19 protein-coding genes are annotated in these 24,493 nt (G+C 43.0%); all 19 read left to right on the top strand.

Translation table 11 applies throughout. The features are described 5' to 3' along the window. The first annotated feature begins 16 nt into the window (after positions 1-16). The 19 genes from IEY03_RS13300 (at position 17) to IEY03_RS13390 (ending at position 24,465) form a co-directional block, all read left to right on the top strand. Positions 17-970, top strand: a complete 954-nt coding sequence (locus IEY03_RS13300; RefSeq protein WP_188842505.1) for an ExeA family protein — start codon at positions 17-19, stop codon at positions 968-970. Further along, complete coding sequence (locus IEY03_RS13305; protein ID WP_188842507.1) at positions 967-2,241, top strand: tetratricopeptide repeat protein; 1,275 nt, start codon at positions 967-969, stop codon at positions 2,239-2,241. The genes IEY03_RS13300 and IEY03_RS13305 overlap by 4 nt, the downstream gene beginning before the upstream one ends. After that, on the top strand, positions 2,238-3,998 hold the full coding sequence (locus tag IEY03_RS13310; protein WP_188842509.1) for a GspE/PulE family protein: 1,761 nt from the start codon (positions 2,238-2,240) through the stop codon (positions 3,996-3,998). The genes IEY03_RS13305 and IEY03_RS13310 overlap by 4 nt, the downstream gene beginning before the upstream one ends. Positions 3,999-4,000: 2 nt before the next feature. Next, positions 4,001-5,221, top strand: a complete 1,221-nt coding sequence (locus IEY03_RS13315) for a type II secretion system F family protein (protein WP_188842511.1) — start codon at positions 4,001-4,003, stop codon at positions 5,219-5,221. A gap of 33 nt (positions 5,222-5,254) precedes the next feature. Further along, entirely contained in the window at positions 5,255-5,860 is a 606-nt protein-coding gene (locus IEY03_RS13320; protein ID WP_188842513.1) for a hypothetical protein, read from the top strand. Positions 5,861-5,969: 109 nt separating this feature from the next. Beyond that, positions 5,970-6,575: a prepilin-type N-terminal cleavage/methylation domain-containing protein gene (locus IEY03_RS13325; protein WP_188842514.1), complete on the top strand. Its 606-nt coding sequence runs from the start codon at positions 5,970-5,972 to the stop codon at positions 6,573-6,575. Positions 6,576-6,668: 93 nt separating this feature from the next. Then, positions 6,669-7,184, top strand: a complete 516-nt coding sequence (locus IEY03_RS13330; protein WP_188842692.1) for a prepilin-type N-terminal cleavage/methylation domain-containing protein — start codon at positions 6,669-6,671, stop codon at positions 7,182-7,184. Between the two features lie 358 nt (positions 7,185-7,542). After that, entirely contained in the window at positions 7,543-8,028 is a 486-nt protein-coding gene (locus IEY03_RS13335) for a type II secretion system protein (RefSeq protein ID WP_188842516.1), read from the top strand. Further along, a complete protein-coding gene (locus IEY03_RS13340) occupies positions 8,018-8,590 on the top strand; it encodes a prepilin-type N-terminal cleavage/methylation domain-containing protein (protein WP_188842518.1) in 573 nt (190 codons plus the stop codon). The genes IEY03_RS13335 and IEY03_RS13340 overlap by 11 nt, the downstream gene beginning before the upstream one ends. Next, complete coding sequence (locus IEY03_RS13345) at positions 8,590-9,429, top strand: PilW family protein (protein ID WP_188842520.1); 840 nt, start codon at positions 8,590-8,592, stop codon at positions 9,427-9,429. Before IEY03_RS13340 ends, IEY03_RS13345 begins: the two co-directional genes overlap by 1 nt. Continuing rightward, entirely contained in the window at positions 9,419-9,868 is a 450-nt protein-coding gene (locus IEY03_RS13350) for an MSHA biogenesis protein MshP (protein ID WP_188842522.1), read from the top strand. The genes IEY03_RS13345 and IEY03_RS13350 overlap by 11 nt, the downstream gene beginning before the upstream one ends. 43 nt (positions 9,869-9,911) lie before the next feature. Beyond that, a complete protein-coding gene (locus tag IEY03_RS13355; protein WP_188842524.1) occupies positions 9,912-14,486 on the top strand; it encodes a DUF6701 domain-containing protein in 4,575 nt (1,524 codons plus the stop codon). 181 nt (positions 14,487-14,667) lie between these two features. After that, positions 14,668-15,717, top strand: coding sequence for a rod shape-determining protein (locus IEY03_RS13360; protein ID WP_188842525.1), 1,050 nt, complete (start codon positions 14,668-14,670; stop codon positions 15,715-15,717). A gap of 78 nt (positions 15,718-15,795) precedes the next feature. After that, positions 15,796-16,758 (top strand): rod shape-determining protein MreC, encoded by a 963-nt coding sequence (gene mreC / locus IEY03_RS13365; protein WP_188842527.1) that lies wholly within the window; start codon positions 15,796-15,798, stop codon positions 16,756-16,758. Continuing rightward, on the top strand, positions 16,755-17,246 hold the full coding sequence (gene mreD / locus IEY03_RS13370; RefSeq protein ID WP_188842529.1) for a rod shape-determining protein MreD: 492 nt from the start codon (positions 16,755-16,757) through the stop codon (positions 17,244-17,246). The genes mreC and mreD overlap by 4 nt, the downstream gene beginning before the upstream one ends. A 92-nt stretch (positions 17,247-17,338) precedes the next feature. Next, complete coding sequence (locus tag IEY03_RS13375) at positions 17,339-17,923, top strand: Maf family protein (RefSeq protein WP_188842531.1); 585 nt, start codon at positions 17,339-17,341, stop codon at positions 17,921-17,923. 86 nt (positions 17,924-18,009) lie between these two features. Beyond that, on the top strand, positions 18,010-19,500 hold the full coding sequence (gene rng, locus IEY03_RS13380) for a ribonuclease G (RefSeq protein WP_188842533.1): 1,491 nt from the start codon (positions 18,010-18,012) through the stop codon (positions 19,498-19,500). Next, positions 19,500-23,708: a YhdP family protein gene (locus IEY03_RS13385; protein ID WP_188842535.1), complete on the top strand. Its 4,209-nt coding sequence runs from the start codon at positions 19,500-19,502 to the stop codon at positions 23,706-23,708. The genes rng and IEY03_RS13385 overlap by 1 nt, the downstream gene beginning before the upstream one ends. Then, complete coding sequence (locus tag IEY03_RS13390) at positions 23,632-24,465, top strand: carbon-nitrogen hydrolase family protein (protein ID WP_188842537.1); 834 nt, start codon at positions 23,632-23,634, stop codon at positions 24,463-24,465. The genes IEY03_RS13385 and IEY03_RS13390 overlap by 77 nt, the downstream gene beginning before the upstream one ends. Positions 24,466-24,493: the final 28 nt, after the last annotated feature.

The raw sequence follows: 24,493 nt of genomic DNA on the forward strand, positions 1-24,493 counted from the left end.
AAGGAACTGAGTAGTTATGTATTTGCAACACTTTGGTTTACGGCAGTTGCCTTTTACATTGACGCCTAATACGGGTTTTTTCTTCGGATTAGCGCCACATGTAGAAGCGCTGCAAGTGTTGCAAATGGCACTTGAGACGGGCGAAGGTTTTATTAAAGTCACCGGTGAGGTGGGCACAGGTAAAACCTTAGTCTGTCGTAAACTGCTCAATGAAATACCGTCACATTACCACTGTGCTTATATTCCAAATCCTTATTTATCCCCAGCAGAATTGCGTTGGGCTGTTGCCGCTGATTTGGGCATTGATATTGAAGAAAGACTCGACCAACAGCAATTAACCCGTTTGCTACATGAGCGATTATTGACGTTGAATGAACAGGGTTTTCAAGTGGTGCTGGTGATTGATGAAGCGCAAGCACTGCCCGATGACAGTCTTGAAGCATTACGTTTATTTACCAACCTCGAAACCGAAAGCCGTAAACTATTGCAGGTTGTGCTGTTTGGGCAACCAGAATTAGATGCAAGATTACAGCAAGCTAAGCTGCGCCAACTCAGGCAACGTATTACCTTTAGTTATCATCTCAGGCCCTTGAATTGGGATGAAGTTCAAGCTTATATGAATCACAGGCTAAACATTGCGGGTTTTCAAGGCAAAGCGATTTTCAATGTTAAAGAGTCTAAATTGATTGCAGATGCAGCACGTGGAATTCCTCGTTTAGTTAATATTTTAGCCCACAAATCATTATTGCTGGCCTTTGGTGAAGGAGCCAAAAATGTTTCATTAGTGCATTGTCGTACCGCTATCAAAGACACAGATGATGTGAGTGAGCATATCAAAAAGCCAACATTCTCATCATTGCAGTGGTTGCTTGTGGGTATTGGTTTTACATTAAGTATTCTTGCCGTAATTCAATTAAGTTCGGCAACATGTTGCAGCCATTGGTTTGCTCAATTAGGTGACTGGTTATGAGCGTTATAAATAAAATGCTGCAAGATTTAGAGCAACGCCAGCAAAATGAAGATGGTAATTTGAAAGAGGAAGCGCACCAGTTTATCCGTCCTAAACTTGAATTTAGCAGCAAAGTCGATGCGCCTAAAAAATCACGTTTGTCATGGTTAGTCGTCTTGATATTGCTACCAATAATATGGATTGGTTTTAGCTTATTAAATCAAGCTGATCAGGTCGTGTATGTTGCAACAATTGACCCATTATCTGATGCAGGATCAGCAGATAGTGGCCCTGTTGTTAACAATACGCTTATTTCACCCTCACAAAACACTGTATTAGCGGAACAAAATAGTCATAATCCCGATACGAATAATGAAGTAATACAACAGGTTGAAGAGCCAAATTTAAAGCAACTTAACTTGAGTGAAAACGTAGAAATAGTCGCTGTTAATGAGCCTAACCACCACGAAATTAGCGAAACTATGGTGAATCACCCCAGTGCTGTTAGCGCTAAGATAGACCAAGTTAGTGTTTTGCCTTCATCAAACATGGCCGATCAATCCGATACGCAAGGGGAAGACTACCTCGTTAAAGCAATTCCAACTCATCCTGTGAGCAACGATATTGAAAAAAACAGTCGACCTAATGTCGATTCAGGCGTGCGGGATAATAAAAACCATGGCCGGATGGAAGTCACTGAAGTGAAGCTTTCGAAAACTCAACTTGCGCTGGTGCAATTTAAAAAAGCGCAAACGGCAGAAAATGACAAACGTCTTGATGAGGCTACAGGCTTATATTTAGAGGCGATTATTTTAGACCCTAGCTTACACACAGCGCGTAAACAATTGGTGAAAATTTATTATAGTCAAAATAAGATCAATGCCGCATTGTTGCAACTTGAGAGTGGTATAAGTATTTTTCCAACTCATTGGGAGTTTTATTTAATGCAGGCCAATATTGAGAATGCGCTGCAAGAATATCACTCGGCATTAGTTTCATTAAGTTATATTGATGATAACAGTGAGTTTGCTAAAGAAAAATGGGTGTTTCAAGGCGACATTGCACAAAAGACAGCCCAATACCGCCTGTCTGAAACCGCTTATCGTGCATTATTGACAATCGAATCGACCCAAGCAAGGTGGTGGATGGGATTAGCTTATGCGCTAGACTCTCAACAGGAATATGTTAAAGCCGCCGCAGCTTATCGTTCGGCATTAAATTACCCAGGCTTATCGAATATCGCGATTGAGTTTGTAAAGCAGCGTTTAGTACAACTAGGAGAAAACCAATGAAGCCCAAGTTAAAGATGCGTTTAGGTGATCTTTTAGTGCAAGAGCAGATTATTTCAGAAGTGCAATTGCAGCAGGCACTATCTGAACAACGTAATACGGGTAAAAAACTTGGGCGTACGTTAATTGATTTAAATAGTATCAGTGAAAACCAATTACTGAAGTTTTTATCACAACAGCTAAATTTGCCATTTCTGGATATTAGCCGTCGGCCGATCGCGCCAGAAGTCGTCAATTTATTACCCGAAGTACAAGCACGCAGACATAGAGCTTTAGTGGTTGAAAGTGACAAAGATAGCGTGCTGGTGGCCATGAGTGATCCCGCCGACCTTCAGGCCATTGATAACTTAGAAGTACTAGTAGCGCCCAAACAGTTAAAAATTGCAGTGGCCCCAGAACAGCAATTGTTAGACGCTTTTGATAATTTATATCGTCGCACCGATCAAATTGCTCAAATTGCTGGAAAACTAGAAGAAGAATACGCCGCAGACGACATGTTTGATTTGGCAAATTTAACCCAAGGTGACAGCGATAACGAAACAACCGTGGTTAAGTTACTGCAATCAATATTTGAAGATGCAGTGCAAATGCGCGCATCGGATATTCACATTGAACCCGGTGAAAAAGTGTTGCGGATCAGGCAGCGTGTTGACGGCCAATTGCATGAAAATACCTTAAATGAAGTGAATATTGCTTCCGCATTAGTATTGCGCTTAAAGCTAATGGCCGGTTTAGATATTTCAGAAAAACGCTTACCCCAAGATGGCCGTTTTCATATTGAAGTCAAAGGTCATAAAGTCGATGTGCGTATGTCTACTATGCCTATTTACCATGGTGAGTCAGTGGTAATGCGTTTATTAGACCAGACTGCCGGTTTACGTACTTTAGATGAAACAGGTATGCCGCCTCATATCGTCGCCCGAATTCGTAAACAAATTAAACGCCCCCACGGTATGTTGCTCGTTACCGGGCCCACAGGTAGCGGTAAAACCACCACCTTGTATGGTATTTTAAGCGAGCTAAATACCGCTGACCGTAAAATTATTACGGTAGAAGACCCGGTGGAGTATCAATTACCCCGTATAAACCAAGTGCAAGTAAACCATAAAATTGGCTTAAACTTTTCCAACGTTTTACGTACCACCTTACGCCAAGACCCCGATATTATTATGGTCGGGGAAATGCGCGACCAAGAAACGGTAGAAATTGGTTTGCGAGGCGCATTAACCGGTCACTTTGTATTATCGACTTTGCATACTAATGATGCGGTCACCAGTGCCCTGCGTTTACTTGATATGGGCGCTGCCAGTTATTTGGTAGCCAGTGCTTTGCGGGTGATTATCGCCCAGCGTTTGGTGCGCCGCGTGTGCCATAATTGCAGCGTAGATTATCAATTGACGGCGGCAGAAACCGGTTGGTTAAAAAGCGTATCAAAAGAAGATTTTTCCCAAGCCACCTTTAAAATCGGTACAGGTTGCCAAAGTTGTAATGGTTCTGGCTATCGTGGTCGTATCGGCATTTTTGAAATATTAGAGCTGGATGAAAGCATGATTGATGCTATGCGAACCGGTAATCCGCAAGACTTTGCCCGAGCGGCGTTAAAAAGTCCAAATTTTGTGCCATTAGCCAAATCGGCGATGGAGTATTTGTTCCAGGGCACAACCACTATTGAAGAAGTTTCTAGGCTTGTCGAAGATGTGACAGAGTCTTCGATACCGTTATCACAAGATGTGATAAACCAACAAACGATTGAGGCGTAACTATGCCGATTTATTATTATCGAGGTCGAAATGCGCAAGGTCAGGCTGTGACCGCGCAACTAGAATCAGTGGATGAGAATTCCGCTGCTGATGCCTTGATGAGCCGTGGCATTATTCCGCTTGAATTAAGAGAAGTTAAACCAACAAAAACTTTTTCAGTGGCCAGTTTGTTAGGCAGTAAAGTCTCGTTGGAAGAGTTGCAGATATTTAGTCGGCAAATGTATTCATTAACGCGATCTGGCATTCCAATCCTTCGTGCTATAGCGGGCTTATCTGAAACCACCCATTCAGTGAGAATGAAACAAGCGCTTGATGATATATCAACCCAATTAACAGCGGGTAGACCGCTGTCATCAGCCATGAACCAACATCCAGATGTATTTGATTCGTTGTTTATTTCTATGGTTCATGTGGGTGAAAATACCGGTAAATTAGAAGATGCGTTTATCCAGTTGTCTGGCTATATCGAACGAGAGCAGGAAACCCGTCGTCGGATTAAGTCGGCTATGCGTTATCCGATATTTGTGTTGATAGCCATCGCTATTGCCATGGTAATTTTAAATATTATGGTGATCCCTAAGTTTGCCGCGATGTTTTCCCGTTTTGGAGCAGATCTTCCCTGGGCGACTAAAATCTTGATAGCCACCTCAGATCTTTTTGTCAATTTTTGGCCGCACATGTTAGTTGGGCTGATTGGGATTATTGTGGGGATTCGTTACTGGCTGCATAGTGAAAAAGGTGAAAAAACTTGGGATCGCTGGAAATTACACATTCCCGCTGTCGGCTCGATCATTGAGCGTTCAACCTTGTCACGTTATTGTCGCAGTTTTTCTATGATGTTAAGTGCAGGCGTGCCAATGACACAAGCATTAAGCTTAGTGGCAGATGCTGTCGACAATGCTTATATGCATGACAAAATAGTTGGCATGCGTCGCGGTATAGAATCTGGCGAGTCAATGTTAAGGGTATCGAATCAAAGTAAATTGTTTACACCCTTGGTATTACAAATGGTGGCAGTAGGTGAAGAAACTGGACAAATTGATCAACTCCTTACCGACGCGGCAGATTTTTACGAGGGTGAAGTTGATTACGATTTAAAAAATCTTACCGCAAAACTGGAACCGATTTTGATTGGCTTTGTTGCTTGCATTGTGCTGATTTTGGCCTTAGGTATTTATCTGCCAATGTGGGATATGTTAAACGTGGTTAAGGGACAGGGGTAGCGAGTTGAACTCCTTTTGCTTTAAGGGCCTGAGATGTTAAAGCAACAACAGGCTGAGGGCGATCTCATAAAGGCCTACGGACGGATCATTGCTATTGGTGTGCTGTTGTTAATACTGGCGGTGTTGGGAATGCGGCATTTTAATTCAATACCTAACATCACCAGTAAAAGCTTAGAGCTTGAGCATAATCGGCTTCTCAATATTAATGCCATGATAAAAAGTCGATGGTTGTCTACAGGCAGGCCAAAGCAGTTATTACTGAATTGGCCAAGCATGGCGCCCGAAATACAGCTAAAAACGCAAATAGCACCAAAGAGTGAAGCTAACCCGTTGGCAACGTCAATGACTGCACAGCCAATTTTATCATCATCGGATGAATTAGATGTCCAGCTAGTGGCAACGGAAAACTGGATTCGCCTATCAAATCAAGGCTGGCCGGTGATTAATAGCTTAGATATTAAAGGTTGTGAACGTTTATGGTATCAATTATTAGCCACACAGCTTAATAACATTGAGGTTAGTTACCATGACGATACCCGTGTTTGCCGATATTTGGCAGAAGACTCCACCAGTCTCAGTTACCAATTCTCAACAGGCAGGATACTTTTTTTTCAAGGTGATGAAACAAATACCAAATAAATTTTAGCAAATATCAATAAGCTGCTAATATTAGTAGATATATGCGAAATATAGTGTGATGCTATGTTTCAAGTGAAATATATGGAACAATTGAAAGAGTGCATAACTTATGAAGTTGAATCAAAAAGGCTTTTCATTAATCGAACTAGTGATTGTTATTGTGATCCTCGGTTTGCTTGCCGCGACTGCCATTCCACGTTTTTTAAACGTGACTGACGATGCTGAAAATGCCAGTGTAGATGGCGTTTCTGGTGGTTTGGCAACAGCAGTAGGCTTTGTAAGAGCACAATGGGAAGTTGATGGGCGTCGCAATACCTCGGTGATATTAGATGGCACCAGTGTATCGCTAGATACTCGTTTTGGTTTTCCAACAGGTGTGAGCAATACTGATGTGACCTCTATGACAGACCTTACATGTCAGGAAGTATTTAACAGTGTATTGCAAAGTGCGCCCCGTAACGTACTTTACACTCAAGATGCACGCAACCAACGTTATACTGTCAGAGTATTAGATAATGTTGGCGGTTCAGCGATAAGTATCAACGGCACAAATGTGACTGGTATAGACCTATGTGTGTATCATCAAATCGCATCGCTAACCGTTGATCAATCTACAGGAATTGCCACACCTGCCCCTGATTTAACCACAATTGGTGCTAAAGGTGTGACCTATAACCCAGGTACTGGCCAAGTGCTGTCTTTCACTAACAACTAATTCATTTTATTGTTGTGTTATTGAATATAATCAAATATAACAATAGTTAAGCGGTTCTAGATTTACTTTTAAGAGGTTTATATGCAAAAAGTTATGCAAAAACAACAAGGTTTTACCCTAATTGAATTAGTGGTTGTGATCATTATTCTGGGTATTTTAGCAGTAACGGCTGCGCCTAAGTTTATTAATTTACAAGGCGATGCGCGTGCTTCTGCGTTAGCGGGTATGAAAGCGGCTATTCAAGGCGGTAATACTTTAGTTTATTCAAAAGCGGCTTTAGCTGGTAAAGAAAAAGCAGCAAGCCAAACTGTTACTATCGGTGGTACAACTGCTGCACCAGTAACGATAACAACTCAGTACGGTTATACTAATGCACTTCAGGTTGATTTACAGAAAGCATTAGACGTTGTGTTTGACGCGGGTGCCGATGGCGCACCAACGGCGACAACTGGAACAGCTGAATGGATTATTAAAGCGAACGCTGGTACGCCTAAAACCGTTGAAATTTGGCAGAAAGGTGCTCCAGCTGCATGTAAGCTTACTTATACAGAAGCGACAGCTACTGCATTGCCTATTTATGTTGCTGAAACTGATGCATCTAAGTGCTAAATAAGTAGTTTGAGTCTGTAATGAAAGCCTGCATTTTTGCAGGCTTTTTTATACCTGCGATTCAGTTCGTAAGCAGGGAGGGCTTGCTGCTTTTGGGCAAGATTATAGAAAAACCTACAAATCATCATTCTGACGACTTACTATTAAGCTTTGCTAAACAGCAATAAAATCATTCTTACTCATGTAAGCATTAAATCGAAATAAGCTACCTACTGGACTAGATTGCTTTTTGGAGTAGGTTTGTTGTCAACATAGATTTGTGCTTTCAATAATAAAATAGGCAGACAAATACTTAAAGATTTTGCCATACTATCAAGTGCTAATTGCTATTTTTTGCGGAATTTATCGAAAGGGTAATATGGATTTTAATCGCTCAATATCAAGGCTAAAAGGCTTTACGTTAGTCGAGCTTGTGACTACGATAATACTGATAGGTATTGTTTCGGTTGTGGTGTTGCCGCGTTTTTTTTCCAGTTCGAGCTTTAGTGCATACACGTTGCGCAATGAATTCATTTCAGAACTCCGCCAAGCTCAATTAAGAGCACTTAATAATACCGACCGATGCTATGAGGTTAATGTGACTGCAACCGGTTATCAGTTACGCCATTATAGTGCTCGCGTAGGTAATAGCTGCGCCACCCTTGTTCGCACTGAGGCAGTACAAAACTATAGTGGCGGGGCTTCCATCAGTTTAATAGCATCGGCTAGCCAGTCATTTAACATCACTTTTGACAGCTTAGGTCGAATGCTGTCACCCAGTTGTACTGGTGCGTGTTTCAATATTAATGCGGATGACATTTTAAAAGTGGCTGTCGAGTCTGAGGGTTATATTTATGCTTTATAACTCGAGTCGTTTAAGTCAGCCGTTGCAGTGTTTAGTGCGCTCGCACTCAAAGTCGCTTAATCGGCGTCATACAGGCTTTTCACTGATTGAATTAGTCGTGGGGATGTTAGTGATCAGCATCGCTATTGTGATGATGACATCGATGTTTTTTCCGCAGGCCGACAGATCCGTTGAGTCTCTGCACCGGATGCGTTCTGCTGAATTAGCCCATTCTGTGATGAATGAGATTTGGGGTAAACGCTATGATCAACAAACCAATCCTAATGGTGGAGTACCAGCGTGTAATACTGGCACTCCATTAGTACCATGTTCATCAACCTTAGGACCTGATGGTGAAGGACGTGACAATTATAATGATGTAGATGATTATAATGGATTGAATATCAATTCATTGATGTTCAACTCAAGCCAAACTTACGCTGCGATTTATATTAATTTTGGTCTGAGTGTTGAAGTGAAGTATGTCAACGCTACCACTCAGGCAGCTAAGCTGATTTCGGTCAATGTCACTACGCCTAGTGGTGAAGTGATTAAGTACCAAGCCGTAAGGAGTAATTATTAATGCGAATGATTACTCAATCTAAAGGGGCAAAGCTAGGCGGTTTTACGTTAGTAGAAATGGTGACGGTTATTCTTATTTTAGGGATAATTGTGGTCGGCGTTAGCAGTTTTGTGATTTTTGGCACGCGTATTTTTGTTGAATCCAGTGCGGTCGATCAAGTGTTAAGTCAAAGCCGCTTTGGGGTTGAGCGCATGACAAGAGACATCCGCAGCGCTTTACCTAATTCAGCAAGGTTAATAACGGCTAGTGATGGCAGTTATCAATGTATTGAGTTTGTACCTATCGCAGCAAGTACCTCGTATGTGAGCGCGCCAATAGCACCAGCTGCCGCAGGTAATACAGTTAGTGCCATAGCAACCAATCAAACCATTGTAGCCGGACAATGGGCGATGATTTACCCGTTAACGGCAACTGAGATTTATAATCCAACAGGCAGTATCGCTAAACGTTTTTTGATTGCAAACGTTACCACAATCGGTAACCAAGTGGATCTAACTTTAGCAGCCTCAGTGCGTTTTACTGAAGACTCACCTCTAAAACGGCTATTTTTAGTTGCTGAGCCCATCAGCTATTGCGTTGAAAAACAAACCAATGGCACTTCAGACTTAACTCGCTATGCAAACTATGGTTATCGTGCTGATCAGCCCACGCCATCTATAATGGCTAATGGGGTCATAATGGCGCAAAACATTATTAACAACTTGCTTGTTGAACCGGCAATAGTGTTAACGCCTTCAAGTTTAATAACAAATGCGATAGTGCATGTTGAACCTCGTTTTAGTGTGAATGGCGAATCATTTAAGTATCAACATCAGGTGCAGGTGATCAATGTTCCTTAAATCATCGATGAAAAGTTCACAAAACGGAAGCGCACTGGTGATTGGTATCTTTGTGCTGATTGTGATGTTTATGCTGGCTGGTAGTTTGATCCGCATTGTTGCTGATGGCGATGAAGCTATTTCAATGGAAGTGTGGGGCGCAAGAGCGTTAAATAGTGCCAATAGTGGTGCAGATGCGGCCTTGGCTCAGTTGTTTCCGTTAAATGGTGGCGCAGCGACGTGCGCCAATGTTAACCCCATATGGACACCTCCTTTAAATGAAGTGGGGTTTCATGGCTGTCGTGTCAATATTACCTGCAGCAGTGCAACGGTTAGCACGCTAACTCAGTATCGAATAAACAGTAAAGCGGTTTGTGAAACTGGAGGCTGTGGTAGCGATAGCACTAGCAACTGTTTGAGGGTACAAAGGCAAGTTGAGGTAGAAGCCCGTGGAAATTAAGGGATGTTATAGCGTTATTATTCGTTCATTCATCGTGTGTACAATGATGATGAATCATGCTTTGGCTTTTGATGTTATTGATGAGTCTTTAATTTGGCCTAAAGTGGCTCAGGGTCATCATCAAGACAATAATAATAGCTGCCATCAAATTGCTTCTCCTCAGCTTGCTTTGCAGGGCGGAGCACGCATAAATGGCACATTAGGAGAAGCTCTCGCGTATTGTTCAAACAATGCCGGCTCAGGATTGCCAAACAATAGTTGCGACACCGCCTTGGGTGGAAACCGTGCGTGTACTGTTACCGGCGCAGATAAGCGAGGGCTAAAATTAGTTGGGAATAATGCTTTCCGAGCTAGCAGTGGCGTAGGAGGCGGGGTTGGTTCATGTAGCGCGAATCAAAATATTGTTTTGGGGGATACAGGCCAAAATCAATTCAGTAATATTTCACTTTATTCTGCCTGTACGCTAACTATGTCTGCTTCGCAGCAGGAATACCGTTTTCAGCGTATTGAAGTTGGCGGCGGGGCAAAGTTAGTCTTTCCTGCGGGTGATTACTGGATTAATTCGCTGACGTTAAATCAAAATTCAGAAATTGTGTTGCAAGGTAATGCTCGTATTTTTTTGGGCACCTACACACAGTTAAATGGCGGTAAAATTAATGCGTCTTACTCCAATGCATTACAACTGATTGCTTATAATAATTTAAATTTAACCTCAGGCGCTATTATTGGTGCTCGAGTATATAGTGATGAAACCTTAACTATAGATAATAACTCAGTTATTAACGGGCGGGTGAGTTCCAGATATTTAGCAATTAATTCTAACGGTCAAATCAATGATTCAGTTGTCACCGCACCCTTTCATATCCAATATGGTAAAGCGACTACCGCAAGTGTGACATTTACCTCGGCTTTTCCTAATGGTGTAAAACCATTGGTGTTTTTGATGCCAACGGTTTCGCAAACTAACAGCAATAATGATGGCCCAGCTTCAGTGTTTTTGACTAGTGCTAACGATCAGGGCTTTACCTGGACTCAACAAGAACCGGCAGATAGTAGCAATCGATATACCCCGTCTATTAATATGCCTGAAATTCATTGGATTGCGGTGACTCCCGGAACCCATGATTTATCTAATGGCAGCAAATTAATCGCGGGTTCAGTTAATTATAATCAGGCCTTATTCGGATCAAATTCACCCTACACCCAAGTAACCTTACCTGCTAGTCAAGATGTGTTATTGAATCAACTGCAAACTCGCAATAATAATTGCTGGTTTACCAGTACCTCGCAATTTACCTCAACAGGTATAGAGTTGGCGTTAGATACTTCTGAGGTCAGAAGTAATAATAACCAATGTCAGCCAGGCAATTTAAATAATACCCAAATACAAAATGAGACGATAGGTTACTTATCCGTGGCATCGGGGAGTGGTGCTATGGTGTTAGGTGGTGAGAATACCAATTATCATTTTGGTCAAACTCAGACGTTTAATGCAGGTGGAGTAAGAGATCTTAATTATCAGTGTGGTTACACAACACCTTTAATCGGATTCACTGTTCCCCCGGTATTAGTCGCTGGTAAGAATAGCCGTAATGGTGGCGATGGTGGGTGGCTACGGCGTTGTCAGTTAACCAATAGTTTGGTCAGTATGGTCGTGGACGAAGATACGTATCGTGACTCTGACCGTGGTCATATTTGGGAAAATTATAGCTTTGTTGCTATTGAGCGACTAACTAAAATTAAACAATGTTTTACTGATGATTTCCAACGTACCGATATTGGTAATGATTGGGTGGTATCAAACAGTGGCGGTGGTTTTACCCCTTCAATAGTGAACAATCGCCTACGGGTTACAGAAGCTCGTGGTAATCAAGCGACGTCATCCACCTACCAACGTTTATTTCCTGCAGCAAACAATTTAGTTGAAATTGAGTTTGATCACTATGCTTATGGCGGCAGTGGTGCCGATGGTATCGCATTTGTGCTTTCTGATGCAGCCGTTACCCCACAGGCCGGTGCTTACGGTGGCCCTTTGGGCTATGGTGCGCGATCGAATGTGAATGGTTTTGCTGGTGGTTGGTTAGGGTTTGGTATTGACGAATACGGTAACTTCTCTACAGAGGGCGGACCGGGAGGTCCTGGTAGAAGGCGTCAGTCGGTTGCGGTTCGAGGCTCTGGAGAAGGCACTGAAGGTTACCCATATTTGCGAGGTTCTTGTAATAATGGCACCACAAATACAGGCGGCAATTGCCTTAACCCATTAGTGGATAATAATAATGTCACTCCGGCACATCGTTATCGGATAACAGTTGATTCAAAAGTTGTCGGTCAGTCTATTGTTAAAGTTGAACGTAATACTGGCTCGGGTTTTGTTGAAATCATTCCTGCTTTTAATGCCGCGGCTATTAGCACTCAAGCGGCCATTCCTGCTGATTTTTTATTGTCATTAACCGGCTCAACTGGTGGTGCGACTAACAACCATGAAATAGACAACGTCGAAATTTGTGCGCTGGATTCAAGGCCGATTGGGGTGGTGATTGATCATTTTGAATTTACCCACAGTGGCAGCGGGTTAACCTGTGGCCCTGAAACATTAACCCTTAAAGCTTGTGCCAATGCCGATTGTAGTCAAACGGTACCAGATTTTGTTACCGCCACGCTAAGCCCTGCAACGGTCACAGGCGGAGGAGGCTGGGTTGGTGGTAATGTTGTCAGTTTTAGTGGCGGCGCTACTACACTGCAATTGAATCGCAATACTGTAGGCACAGTGGTGGTTGATGTAACTGGCTCAACACCTGGTGCTAAACCTTTCAGTCAGACCTTATGCCGTATTGCTGGAAGTGCTGCATCTGCTGCTAATTGCACGCTAACCTTTGCTGATAGTGGTTTTATTTTTGATGTGCCCGATAAGTTAGCCAACAAACCTGCGCCAGATATAGTGGTTAGTGCGGTTAAAAAGAGTGATATTACCAAGCAATGTATTCCAAGTTTTGCCAATGTGTCTAAAAATGTCGCTTTTTGGAGCACTTATACCAGTCCCTCAGTACCCATTAATGGCCAAAATGTGTCAGTAAATGGTACCAGTGTGGGTAAAACAAGCGCGACTGCAACCAATATAGCACTAGCTTTTGATGCTTTAGGTCAGGCGAAAATTGCGGTGAATTATCCGGACGCTGGCCAGCTTCAACTCGATGCGAGATATACAGGCACAGGCACAGAGCAAGGCTTAACCATGTTAGGTAATGATCCCTTTGTGAGTTTTCCGGTAGGTTTATGTGTTACCCCGCAAGATGCTGGCGCTCAATGTGTGGCAGGCAACAGCAGTTGTAGTGTGTATAAAAAAGCCGGAGAGTCTTTTAACTTACTCATTCAGGGTAAAGCTTGGAACTCTGATGCTGATTTAGCCCCAGTTACTCCTGATGGTTTGAAAGGTCGGTATTGCAATAATATCAACCTCAACACGCCTAATTATGTTCACAACAGCATAGCTCTTGGTAGTAATGTAGAGGCTCCATCTACTATCTCTGGTGGGGTGCAAGGTACTGTATCCAATATCAGTTATAACCATGTGGCACAGACAACCAATACCAATACGGTTTCGCAATCAATCAGCGAGGTTGGGGTATTTACCTTTAGCGCCAAAGCGCTTTCAAGTTATTTAGGCTCAAGTTTTTATAATATACCTTTAGCACGATCAGTTAATATTGGCCGTTTTGTACCAGACAGATTTGTCATCAGTGGTGTGAGTGTTTTACCTGCCTGTGGCGTGTTCAGTTACATGGACCAAGCGTTTCCTATGGCAATGAACATCAGCGCTTTTAATACCTTTAACAGTGTTACTCAAAATTATCGGAATAGCTTTGCCAAAGCTACGGCGCAGTTAGTGGGTGAAAATAGTAATAATGGTACTGAATTGTCAAATCGTCTCAGTAGCTTACCTGTTAATGCGGCGTCATGGGTAGCGGGTGTGGCAACGGTTGATGCCAGTTATCGCGCTAAATTTACCAGAAGTATTGCCCCGAATGTTGATGGACCTTTTAGTGCATTAGATATCGGCGTGAAGGTGTTCGATAATGATACCAACATTGCGTTTGTTGCCGATCCAGACATGCGCGCCGACACCACAGGTAATTGTACTGCGCCAACCAATACCTGTGATGCCAAGCGGATCTCAACTCAAGATCTGCGCCATGGTCGTATGCTAATGGACAATACCTATGGGCCTGAAAATGAAATATTGCGCATGCCAACCTATGCACAATATTGGGATGGTAGTCAGTGGCTGTTAAATACAAATGATAGTTGTAGCATTATCAATGGCAGTTTGACGGGCACCGAAATCTATACACCGGCGAAAGTCACTGGTGAAATTGTGACTCGTACAGGTAATAGTTCGACAGTATTGGCCGGAAAGACATTATTGCTTTGGCAAAATACTGGAACTAAGCAGTATCGTGGCCAAGTTAACGCGCCTTTAGCTGTTGATAGTTGGCTGCAGTGGTATTGGAACTATGATACCAGCACGCCCAATTTACTGGTTAACCCTCAAGCAAGCGCATTTTTTGGTCGATATCGTGGCCACGATCGGATTATTTATTGGCAAGAGGTGCGTAATTAAGCAGATATTTTTCTGATTAAAGTTTTTCCTACGGACGATTTCGGGGTTTTAAGCGCTGTTTTAAAAAAAATATAGCCAGATTAGCAATTGTTAACCCTCCCGGTCTTGTAGATTGCGGGTGTGATTGATAAAGTTAGCTGATTTTTCTTTCTTCTGACTTCACAGAATACAGGCCTGATACATGTTCAAAAAGCTGCGCGGCATTTTTTCTAACGACCTATCGATCGATTTAGGTACGGCAAACACTCTTATTTATGTTCGCGATGAAGGTATCGTGCTAAACGAACCCTCTGTAGTTGCTATTCGTGGTGAACGAAATGGTAACGGCCCAAAATCAGTGGCCGCAGTGGGTACAGAAGCTAAGCAAATGCTTGGTAGAACACCGGGTAATATTCAAGCCATCCGTCCAATGAAAGACGGTGTTATTGCCGATTTTTATGTCACCGAGAAAATGTTACAGCACTTTATTAAGCAAGTGCATAACAATAGTTTTTTCCGTCCAAGTCCTCGGGTATTAGTATGTGTTCCCGTTGGTGCTACGCAAGTTGAACGTCGTGCGATCCGTGAATCGGCAATGGGCGCTGGCGCTCGTGAGGTCTATTTAATTGAAGAGCCAATGGCGGCAGCAATTGGTGCAGGCTTACCTGTATCAGAAGCCACCGGTTCTATGGTTGTTGATATCGGTGGCGGTACTACCGAAGTGGCTATCATTTCATTAAATGGCGTGGTTTATTCATCATCTGTGCGTATCGGTGGTGACAAGTTTGATGATGCCATTATCAACTATGTCCGTCGTAATTACGGTTCACTGATTGGTGAAGCTACCGCAGAGCGCATTAAGCATTCAATTGGTACCGCATATCCTGGTGATGAAGTGCTAGAGATTGAAGTGCGTGGCCGTAATTTAGCTGAAGGTGTGCCAAGAAGTTTCACCCTAAACAGCAATGAAATTTTAGAAGCGCTGCAAGAGCCATTATCAGGTATTGTCAGTGCGGTTATGGTGGCTTTAGAGCAGTCTCCACCTGAATTAGCGTCAGATATCTCTGAACGCGGCATGGTATTAACCGGTGGCGGTGCATTACTGCGTGATCTAGACCGTTTATTAATGCAAGAAACCGGTATTCCGGTCATGGTTGCTGATGACCCATTAACCTGTGTTGCGCGTGGTGGTGGTAAAGCATTAGAAATGATCGATATGCATGGCGGTGATTTGTTCTCTGAGGAGAACTAATCAACCCATTAGGCGGTGGTGTTTGTTAGCGCGTAGCCATTGGTAAGTACGACTATCAAGCACACCGCGTAATTTTATATGAAACCAATTTTTGTACGTGGTATTTCACATCAATTTCGCTTAACACTGGCAATTATATTGTCGGTGGTATTGTTTGTCTCTAACGATCGCCTTGAGCCTGTTCGCCAATCCCTGTCTTCCTTATTAAGTCCATTACAATATTTGGCTAATGTTCCAGGATTCATGCTTGACTGGACAGCAGAAGCCTTTGCAACTCGAAACATGCTAGCGGCACAGAATAAAATATTGATAGATCAGCAGCTATTGATGTCTGAGCGCTTACAACGATTTGAACATCTGCGACAGGAAAATGAGAGACTCAGAACATTGCTTGGTTCTCCTGTTCACATGGATTCTCGTAAAGTGGTTGCCGAAGTGATGGAAGTGGCAAGTGATCCTTTTCGTCAATTAGTGGTGCTTAATCAGGGTGAACGCACAGGGGTTTATGTCGGTCAGCCTGTGGTGGATGCGAAAGGCGTAGTGGGGCAAGTGGTTGACGTTAGTGAGTTAACTAGCCGTGTATTACTTGTGTCAGATACTACCCACGGAATACCTGTACGTATCACGCGCAATGATGTCAGAGCCATAGCTAACGGCACGGGTGAGATTGATGAAATTGAGCTACGTCATGTAGCCAAAAGCACAGACATTATTGCCGGAGATTTATTAGTCACATCTGGTTTGGGAGATCGTTTCCCAGAGGGGTATCCCGTCGCTCGTGTGATGTCAGTTTCTCGTGATGATGGCCAAAGTTATGCGGTGATCAATGCGCAGCCTCTGGCGGCATTAGACCGTATTCGTTATGTGTTACTTATCTGGCCCGATGACGTAGATAACAACCCTATTATTCCAATCGTGCCGGGTGCTGACGCTAATCTGCCATTAGAAAACACCACCTCGCCAGCAGAAACATCAACAATTGATGCGCCTGTGAATGCCTCTAACGCTGAAAATTCATTACCCCAAGAGGTGAGTCAATGAGTGCTCACATAGCTAATGGCCGTTTTGTTGTGTGGCTCACGTTATTCATCGGCATGATGTTTCAAATTATGCCTCTACCGCATATCGTTGCGGCATGGCGACCTGATTGGTTGCTAATGGTGATGATTTATTGGGCCGTCGCGTTGCCGCATAGGTACAGTATTCTTACCGCTTGGGTGCTGGGTGTTATGCTCGATGTGCTCTTAGGCGCCACATTAGGGGTAAGAGGGCTCGCGTTTGCGTTAACCATTTACATAGTGGTGCTGCATTTTCAGCGGATCCGTAACTTCCCTCGCTGGCAGCAAACCATTTTAGTCTCGGTATTTGTGTGCATTTATCATTTGGTGATTTATTGGACTGAGTTTGCCATTGTTGGCGGTACTCCTTTTAATACCGATATGTTTTTACCGGCATTCTCAAGCATCATCATTTGGTGGTGGATATTTTGGTTTTTACGTAATATTCGCCGTCGTTATAAAGTACGTTAATACAAAAATACAAAAATACAAAAATACAAAAATACAATTTAGATTGAAATGTCTAACAAATTCAGAGTTTTGTTAAAGAGAGTACAATTTAAATGACTTGGGTTTTAGCTTCAACTTCTCCACGACGTAAACAGCTTTTTGACCAGGCTGGATTTTCAATTGCCCACTTTTCCTTTGAGCAAGTCTCCCCCGACATTGATGAAACCCCTTTTGAAAATGAACCCGCCGCGGATTACGTAGTGCGTCTTGCCTTAGAGAAAGCTCAAGCTGGCCTGGCGTTAGCAACATCATTTCCCCAAGCTAAAGTCTTAGGCTCTGATACCTCAGTGGTGTTAAAGGGTAAAATTTTAGGCAAACCACAAGATGCTGCCGATGCGAAACAGATTTTACAGCAGCTTTCAGGGCAGACTCATCAAGTGATGACTGGGGTGGCGGTGACAGATGGAACACACTCTTTTACTCGATTATGTGTTACCGATGTCAGTTTCTGTCAGATTAGTGACGCTGAAATTGACGCCTATATTGCAACGCAAGAGCCGATGGATAAAGCCGGAGCTTACGGTATTCAGGCCTTAGGAGGCTGCTTTGTCGAGTCGATTAATGGTAGTTATTCAGCGGTCGTTGGCTTGCCGTTAGTCGAAACAAGACAGTTAATGCAATTGATGGCTAACACGTAAAAACGAATTAATTATTTTAAATTTTCATAGCTCTCTTTATTAATATGTTGAATTGAGAGTCTATGTGACCTGAATACTGGTGGCTTATGAATATCAAAGCACAGCGTAAAAAAGGCTCGGAATTACTGATCAATGTTACCCCTACAGAAGCCCGTGTTGCCTTAGTAGAACATGGCGTTTTACAAGAAGTGCATATTGAGCGTCGCATGAAACGCGGCTTAGTAGGCAATATCTATAAAGGTAAAATCAGTCGGGTTTTACCGGGGATGCAGGCCGCTTTTGTTGATATTGGTTTAGATAAGGCGGCTTTTTTACATGCTTCAGATATTGTGCCGCACACTGAATGTGTTGCCGATGTTGAAAAAGGTAACTTCGTTGTACGTGATATTGCAGAACTTGTTCGTCAAGGCCAGGATATCATGGTGCAGGTCGTTAAAGATCCGCTGGGCACTAAAGGGGCTAGATTAACCACAGATATCACCCTGCCATCGCGTTATTTAGTCTTTATGCCAGGTTCAAGCCATGTAGGCGTATCACAACGGATTGAATTAGAAGAAGAACGCGCACGGCTGAAAAAAATCACCCTGCCTTATGTGGATGAAGATGGCGGCTTTATCATTCGTACCGCTGCTGAAAACGTCGGTGAAGACGAATTAGCTCAAGATGCCGCATTTTTACGCCGAGTATGGGCGAAAGTCAGCGAGCGCCGTAAGCGCAAAGGTGCATGTTTACTTTATCAAGACCTAGCCTTACCTGTGCGAATTATTCGTGATTTTGTTGGTACGGAACTCGATCATATTCAAGTCGATTCACGCCGCACTTTTGCCGAATTACAACAGTTTGCGCAAGAGTTTATGCCTGAGATTGCGGATAAAATTGAGCACTATGGCGGCCCGGCACCTATTTTCGAGCTTTACGATGTTGAGAATGAAATTCAACGGGCTCTTGGGCGTAAAGTTGAATTAAAATCAGGTGGCTACCTGATCATAGATCAAACCGAAGCCATGACTACGGTAGATATCAATACTGGCGCGTTTGTTGGTCATCGTAATCTTGAAGAAACGATTTTCAACACTAACCTTGAAGCCACTCAAGCCATAGCAAGGCAGCTGAGATTACGTAATCTGGGCGGTATTATTATTATCGACTTTATTGATATGCTTGAAAGCGATCATAAAGCGCGTGTGCTGGAAAGTCTCAATGCCGCATTAGCGTTAGACAGGGTTAAAACCAGTGTCAGCGGTTTCTCTGGGCTTGGTTTGGTTGAAATGACCCGAAAACGCACCCGTGAAAGTCTTGAGCATGTTGTCTGTGGTGAATGTCCTGCCTGTTTAGGTACGGGTTCAATGAAGACCATTGAAACTGTGTCCTATGAGATTTTCCGCGAGATCATTCGTTTAAACCGTGCCTACAAAGCCGATGAGTTTTTGTTATATTGCTCACCGGCGGTATACATGAGTTTAAGTGGCGATGAAAGTCACTTACTTGCAGAACTCGAAGTGTACATTGGTAAGCGGATTCGATTACAAAACGAAACCATGTATGCACAAAACAAATATGATGTGGTGATGATGTAGTGTCCTTAAAGCACTTGACGGACATGGGGCGTATCTTGTTACAAGCACTTGCAATTTTGTTGGTGCTTTTTGCGCTTGGTGTCAGTTTAATTAGGGGATTATTGCCTAAAGTGCCAGAGGTGCGGCACGAAATATTAACTTATGTTGAAAGCCGTTATGGGGTGTCGTTAGAAATAGGAGAGATATCCGCTAAGTGGCAAGCCTATGGTCCCTCATTAACGATTAAAAATTTGATTTTACCGCCCCAAACAAACCTACCGGTCACCTTAATTAGCCAGCAGGTGCATATCAAGCTCGATTTCTGGGAGTCATTGTTAACCTTATCGCCGCAAATCGAAACCGTCAGTTTTGATAAAGTGCATCTAGCGATTAATTTAGATCAATTACCCAATAACAGCACTGCCGAACAGGTGGTTGAAGCAACGATTGTCGATAGCAATTTCACCCCAGTGACGAAAAATAGTCTTGACTGGCTATACGCCTTACTCTTAGAGCAGCTTGAGCATTTTTCTATCCATGATGTTTCAATTCAGTTGTTCAGTTCGCAACATGACTTTGATCCTATCTATTTAGATAATTTTGTTTGGCTGAATCGAGAGGGTAAACATCAGGGCCAAGGTTCTGTGTTTATCGACCAAAAAGCGTCAGCGAAAGAGTCCTTATCGTTACAGATAGCGTTGACAGGTAATGGTTATCAAGCGGACAGCATCAGTGGTGATATTTATGTTGTTGCGGATGATTTGGATTTAGGTGAATGGGCCTCTAGACGCAAAAATCCACTGATTAACCAAGAAAAAATCACCTTTGAAGGTGTGGTGAATTTAGAAGCTTGGTTGAAGTTTGAAAACAGAAGTATTCAAGATGGCTTACTTAAATTTACCCCAAGTTGGTTGCAATGGCGTGATACTGCCGCTGCGACCAATACAGGGGTGAGGGCATCAACTGAGGTGTCTAATCCGTCTAAAGCTGAAACATTAACTATGTCTTTAGCCCCTATGTCGGACATGCAACGCTTTAATATTCAATCGGGTCTATTGACCTGGCAAACTAGCCCAGCAGGTTGGCATATTCAAAGCCATGACTTAGTCATCGAATCTAATCAGCAAACATGGCCGGAAATGACATTCTCATTAGCCTATCAAAATGAGCAATTTTTTGGTCTGCTAAATCAAATTAATGTGCAAATGCTAGCACCATTATTACCGCTTATACCCAATCTTGGGCGTGAACAAGTGGCCTGGTGGCGCGATGTTGATTTACAAGGTGAAATTGGCCCGGTTAAAGTTTACAAAGCACAGAATCAGCCTTGGATTACAACCGCTAAATTGAATAAACTTCAATGGCAACCGATTGCGCAGGTACCGGGATTAAGCCCTATCGATATTGAGTTGTCTTGGGTGGATAACATCTTGCAGGTTGCGTTACCTGAGCAGCAATACCAAATTGACTTTGCGGGCGGATTTAATCAGCCATTAGCCCTTACAGGTAAAGCTCTATCAGCCTATTTTGACTTTAATGATATGCGGCTTTTAGCCCCCAACATTCATTTTTTCAATGAAGACATTAACTTGCAAGCCGCCTTAAATATGCACTTTTTAGAGCAAGCCGCTATGGCGCTTGCTGCGAATATGGATATCTATGATGTGGCTAAAGCCAGCAATTACTTTCCACTAATGGCTATGTCTCCAGGCTTAGTTGATTATTTAACCTCAGGTTTAAAGGCGGGCAGCATTCATCAGGCTAATGTACTTTGGCGGGGGGAATTTAATCGTTATCCCTACACTGACTTTGATGGCGTATTTCAGGCAGAATTTACCATTGCAGATGGGCAGTTTAAGTTTCAACCTGATTGGCCTGCGGTAAAACAACTGGACTTATACGCCCTGTTTGAAAATAAATTAATGGATCTCACCATCAACAGCGGCACTTTAGATCGAGTAAAAGTGGATGGTGCAAAGGTTTGGATCCCAGAGTTGGGCGAAAAATCTCTATTAAGGGTGACAGCCGATTTGAACACAGATGCTAAGGCTGCGGCACAAGTGATTAACGCTTCGCCATTGCGCCAAAGTGTGGGGGACACTCTAGCAGTCGTACAAGTCAGTAAAGCCATTAACACTCAGCTAGATTTAGCCATTCCACTTTATGAAGGCGAACCGGCAGTGATTAAAGGGAAGGTGCAATTTGATGATAATCCTGTTTATATTGATAAGCCTGGTATCCAACTCAGTCGCGTAAATGGAGAAATTAGTTTTACTAATCATCTTGTTTCAGGACAAAATTTGCATGCCAAATTATTTGACCAAGATTTAACATTTAGCTTTGCGACCAAAGAGCGCCGCAAACAGTTGGTATTAGAGGTGGATTTTGCTGGTCACTTTTATCTTGGCCAGTTACCGCCATCATTCACCACACCTTTGAGTGACTATTACCAGGGTAACTTTGACTGGAATGGCCATTTAATGATGATGTTCGGTGAACAAGGTTATAGTTTTCGCGCCCAAGCGGAGAGTGATTTGCGGGGCGTCAGTTTTTCTCTTCCTGTGCCATACACTAAATCAGTGGATGAAATTAAACCGCTTTCAGTCGAGGTGATGGGTGATAATAAGCAAGCTTCATTGAGCGTAAAGCTTGCAGAACAGGCCGAATTTTGGGGTGGCTTTGGCAATAATGACGCAAATCACCTGCAGTTTTATGAGTTAATGCTAGGGCGTAAGTTTAAGTTAGGCGATAGTTTAGTTAAGCAAGATGGTCGTATCACTATCGATATGAATCAAGCCATGTTTGCTGAGTGGCTGCCTATTATTACCCGTTTTACAGAAACCAAAGCAGATATTCCTATTGCGGAGGCAAATCAGCCTGTATCAGCACTCCCTCCGCTGGTTAAGATAAAAGCCAACATCAGTCAATTTAATGTATTGGCTCAAAACTTGACTCAATTTAAGCTTGATGCAGCGCCCATAAACGATATTTGGCGCTTTGATGTTAATGCCGATCAATTTGTCGGAAGAGTCGACTTCTATAAAAGCTGGCGTGAACAGGGGCTAAAAATTGTGGCAGATAAACTGCACTTATCTCCTCAAATAAACTCGTATTCTAATGACGATTTTAGTCCTGACTCCCTGATAGATAGCATGCCGCCTTTAGCGATAGATGTGGATGATTTTAAAGTATATGACATGCAGTTTGGTCATCTAGAAATGCAAGCAACGCCTTATGCTGAAGGATATCGTTTCCAAACAATCTCTTTATCACATCCTTCGTCAAATGTTACGGCACAAGCGAAAGGCGTATGGCGCAAGACTGACGATAACACCCTGACTCAGTTTGATGTCAGTTTAAAAGCGGATAAATTCGATGAGTTAGCTACGATGCTGGGGATTAATCCTGGATTAAAAGATGCTCCGCTTACGTTGGATGGGGATATATCATGGCAAGGCGCGCCTTATAGTTTTTCGCTTAAAACCCTTGATGGCAAGATAAAATTTGATTTTGGTAAAGGGCATTTATCTGAAATTAGCGATAAAGGTGCGCGAATCTTTTCTTTATTCAGCTTAGATTCTATTTTACGAAAATTGTCCTTTGATTTTTCAGATGTATTTGGTTCAGGTTTATACTTTGACAGTTTTCAAGGTAATTTAGAGATAACAAACGGTGTGGTCAAAACTACCGACACAGAAATAGATACCGTAGCAGGCGATATGAAAGTGCGAGGTTACACCGACTTAACCACCCAAAGTTTGAATTATGATGTGCGTTTTCTACCGCAACTTGCTTCGAGTGTACCTACTGTGGTGTTTTTAAGTACCAGCGCGTGGACCTTAGGGATTGGAGCGTTTGCGCTGACAAAAGTATTAGAGCCAGTGATCGAAGTTATCTCTGAAATTCGTTTTAGAATTACGGGCACCATGGATAACCCTGAAATTCAAGAATTGGAGCGTAAAAGTAAAGAGATCGAAATCCCTGAATCAATTCTTCGCGAAAAAGGGATTTTACCCGCAACAGATGGTCAAGATAGTAAGTCAAATGAAGCGCAGCCATCGACCAACGTAGAGCCTCAAAAGTCATCAGCCACCCCGCAGGAAACTGACAATATCAAGGTAAGTTACCTGCGACATGTGAAAAAGGACAGTCATGCAAATCAGTTTGTTACAGTGTCAAAGCAGTCGCGACGTTCAGGCGAATTTAGCCTATATCGACACGCAGCTTAAACAATTACCCAGACAAATTAATCAGGCGCAACTGGTGGTGTTACCCGAATGCTGTTTGCTGTTCGGTGGCCATGAATCACAACAGTTGCAATACGCGGGCACAGAGGATGACGGTGAGCTGAAACAAGCTCTAGCTACCTTAGCACAACGTTATCAAGTGTATATGGTGGCAGGCACTATCCCAATGCGCGCAGATGATCATCGCGTGTATAGCCGCAGTTACTTATTCAGCGATAATGGTGAAACACTCGGCTCTTACGATAAGTTACACTTATTTGATGTCGATGTTGCTGATGGCACTAAAACCTATCGAGAAAGTGATACTTTCCATCCGGGGTCACGCATTACGGTGGTGGATACACCGTTTGGTAAAGTGGGTTTGGCCATTTGTTATGATATTCGTTTTCCAGATTTGTTTCGCGCAATGCGTCTTGCAGGGGCGGAGATCATTGCCTTACCATCAGCCTTTACCAAAGTGACAGGCGAAGCGCACTGGCAGGTGTTATTACAGGCCAGAGCGATTGAAACTCAATGTTATGTTTTAGGCGCTGGCCAGTGGGGACAACATAATCAAGGCAGCCGTGAAACTTGGGGTCATAGTATGATTATTGACCCATGGGGCAAGGTGATTGCTGAACTTCCAGAAGGATTAGGTTGGGTTCAAGCTGAAATAGATTTACAACAAATGACAAAAATACGCCAACAAATGCCTGTGTTAGGGCATAATCGTTTTATTGAACCCATGCTTGCAAAATAGCAAGTGGGGGCTGATTAGATTGAATAAA

The sequence above is a fragment of the Shewanella aestuarii genome (genome assembly GCF_014647215.1).
In the GTDB taxonomy this organism is placed as follows: Bacteria; Pseudomonadota; Gammaproteobacteria; order Enterobacterales; family Shewanellaceae; genus Shewanella; species Shewanella aestuarii.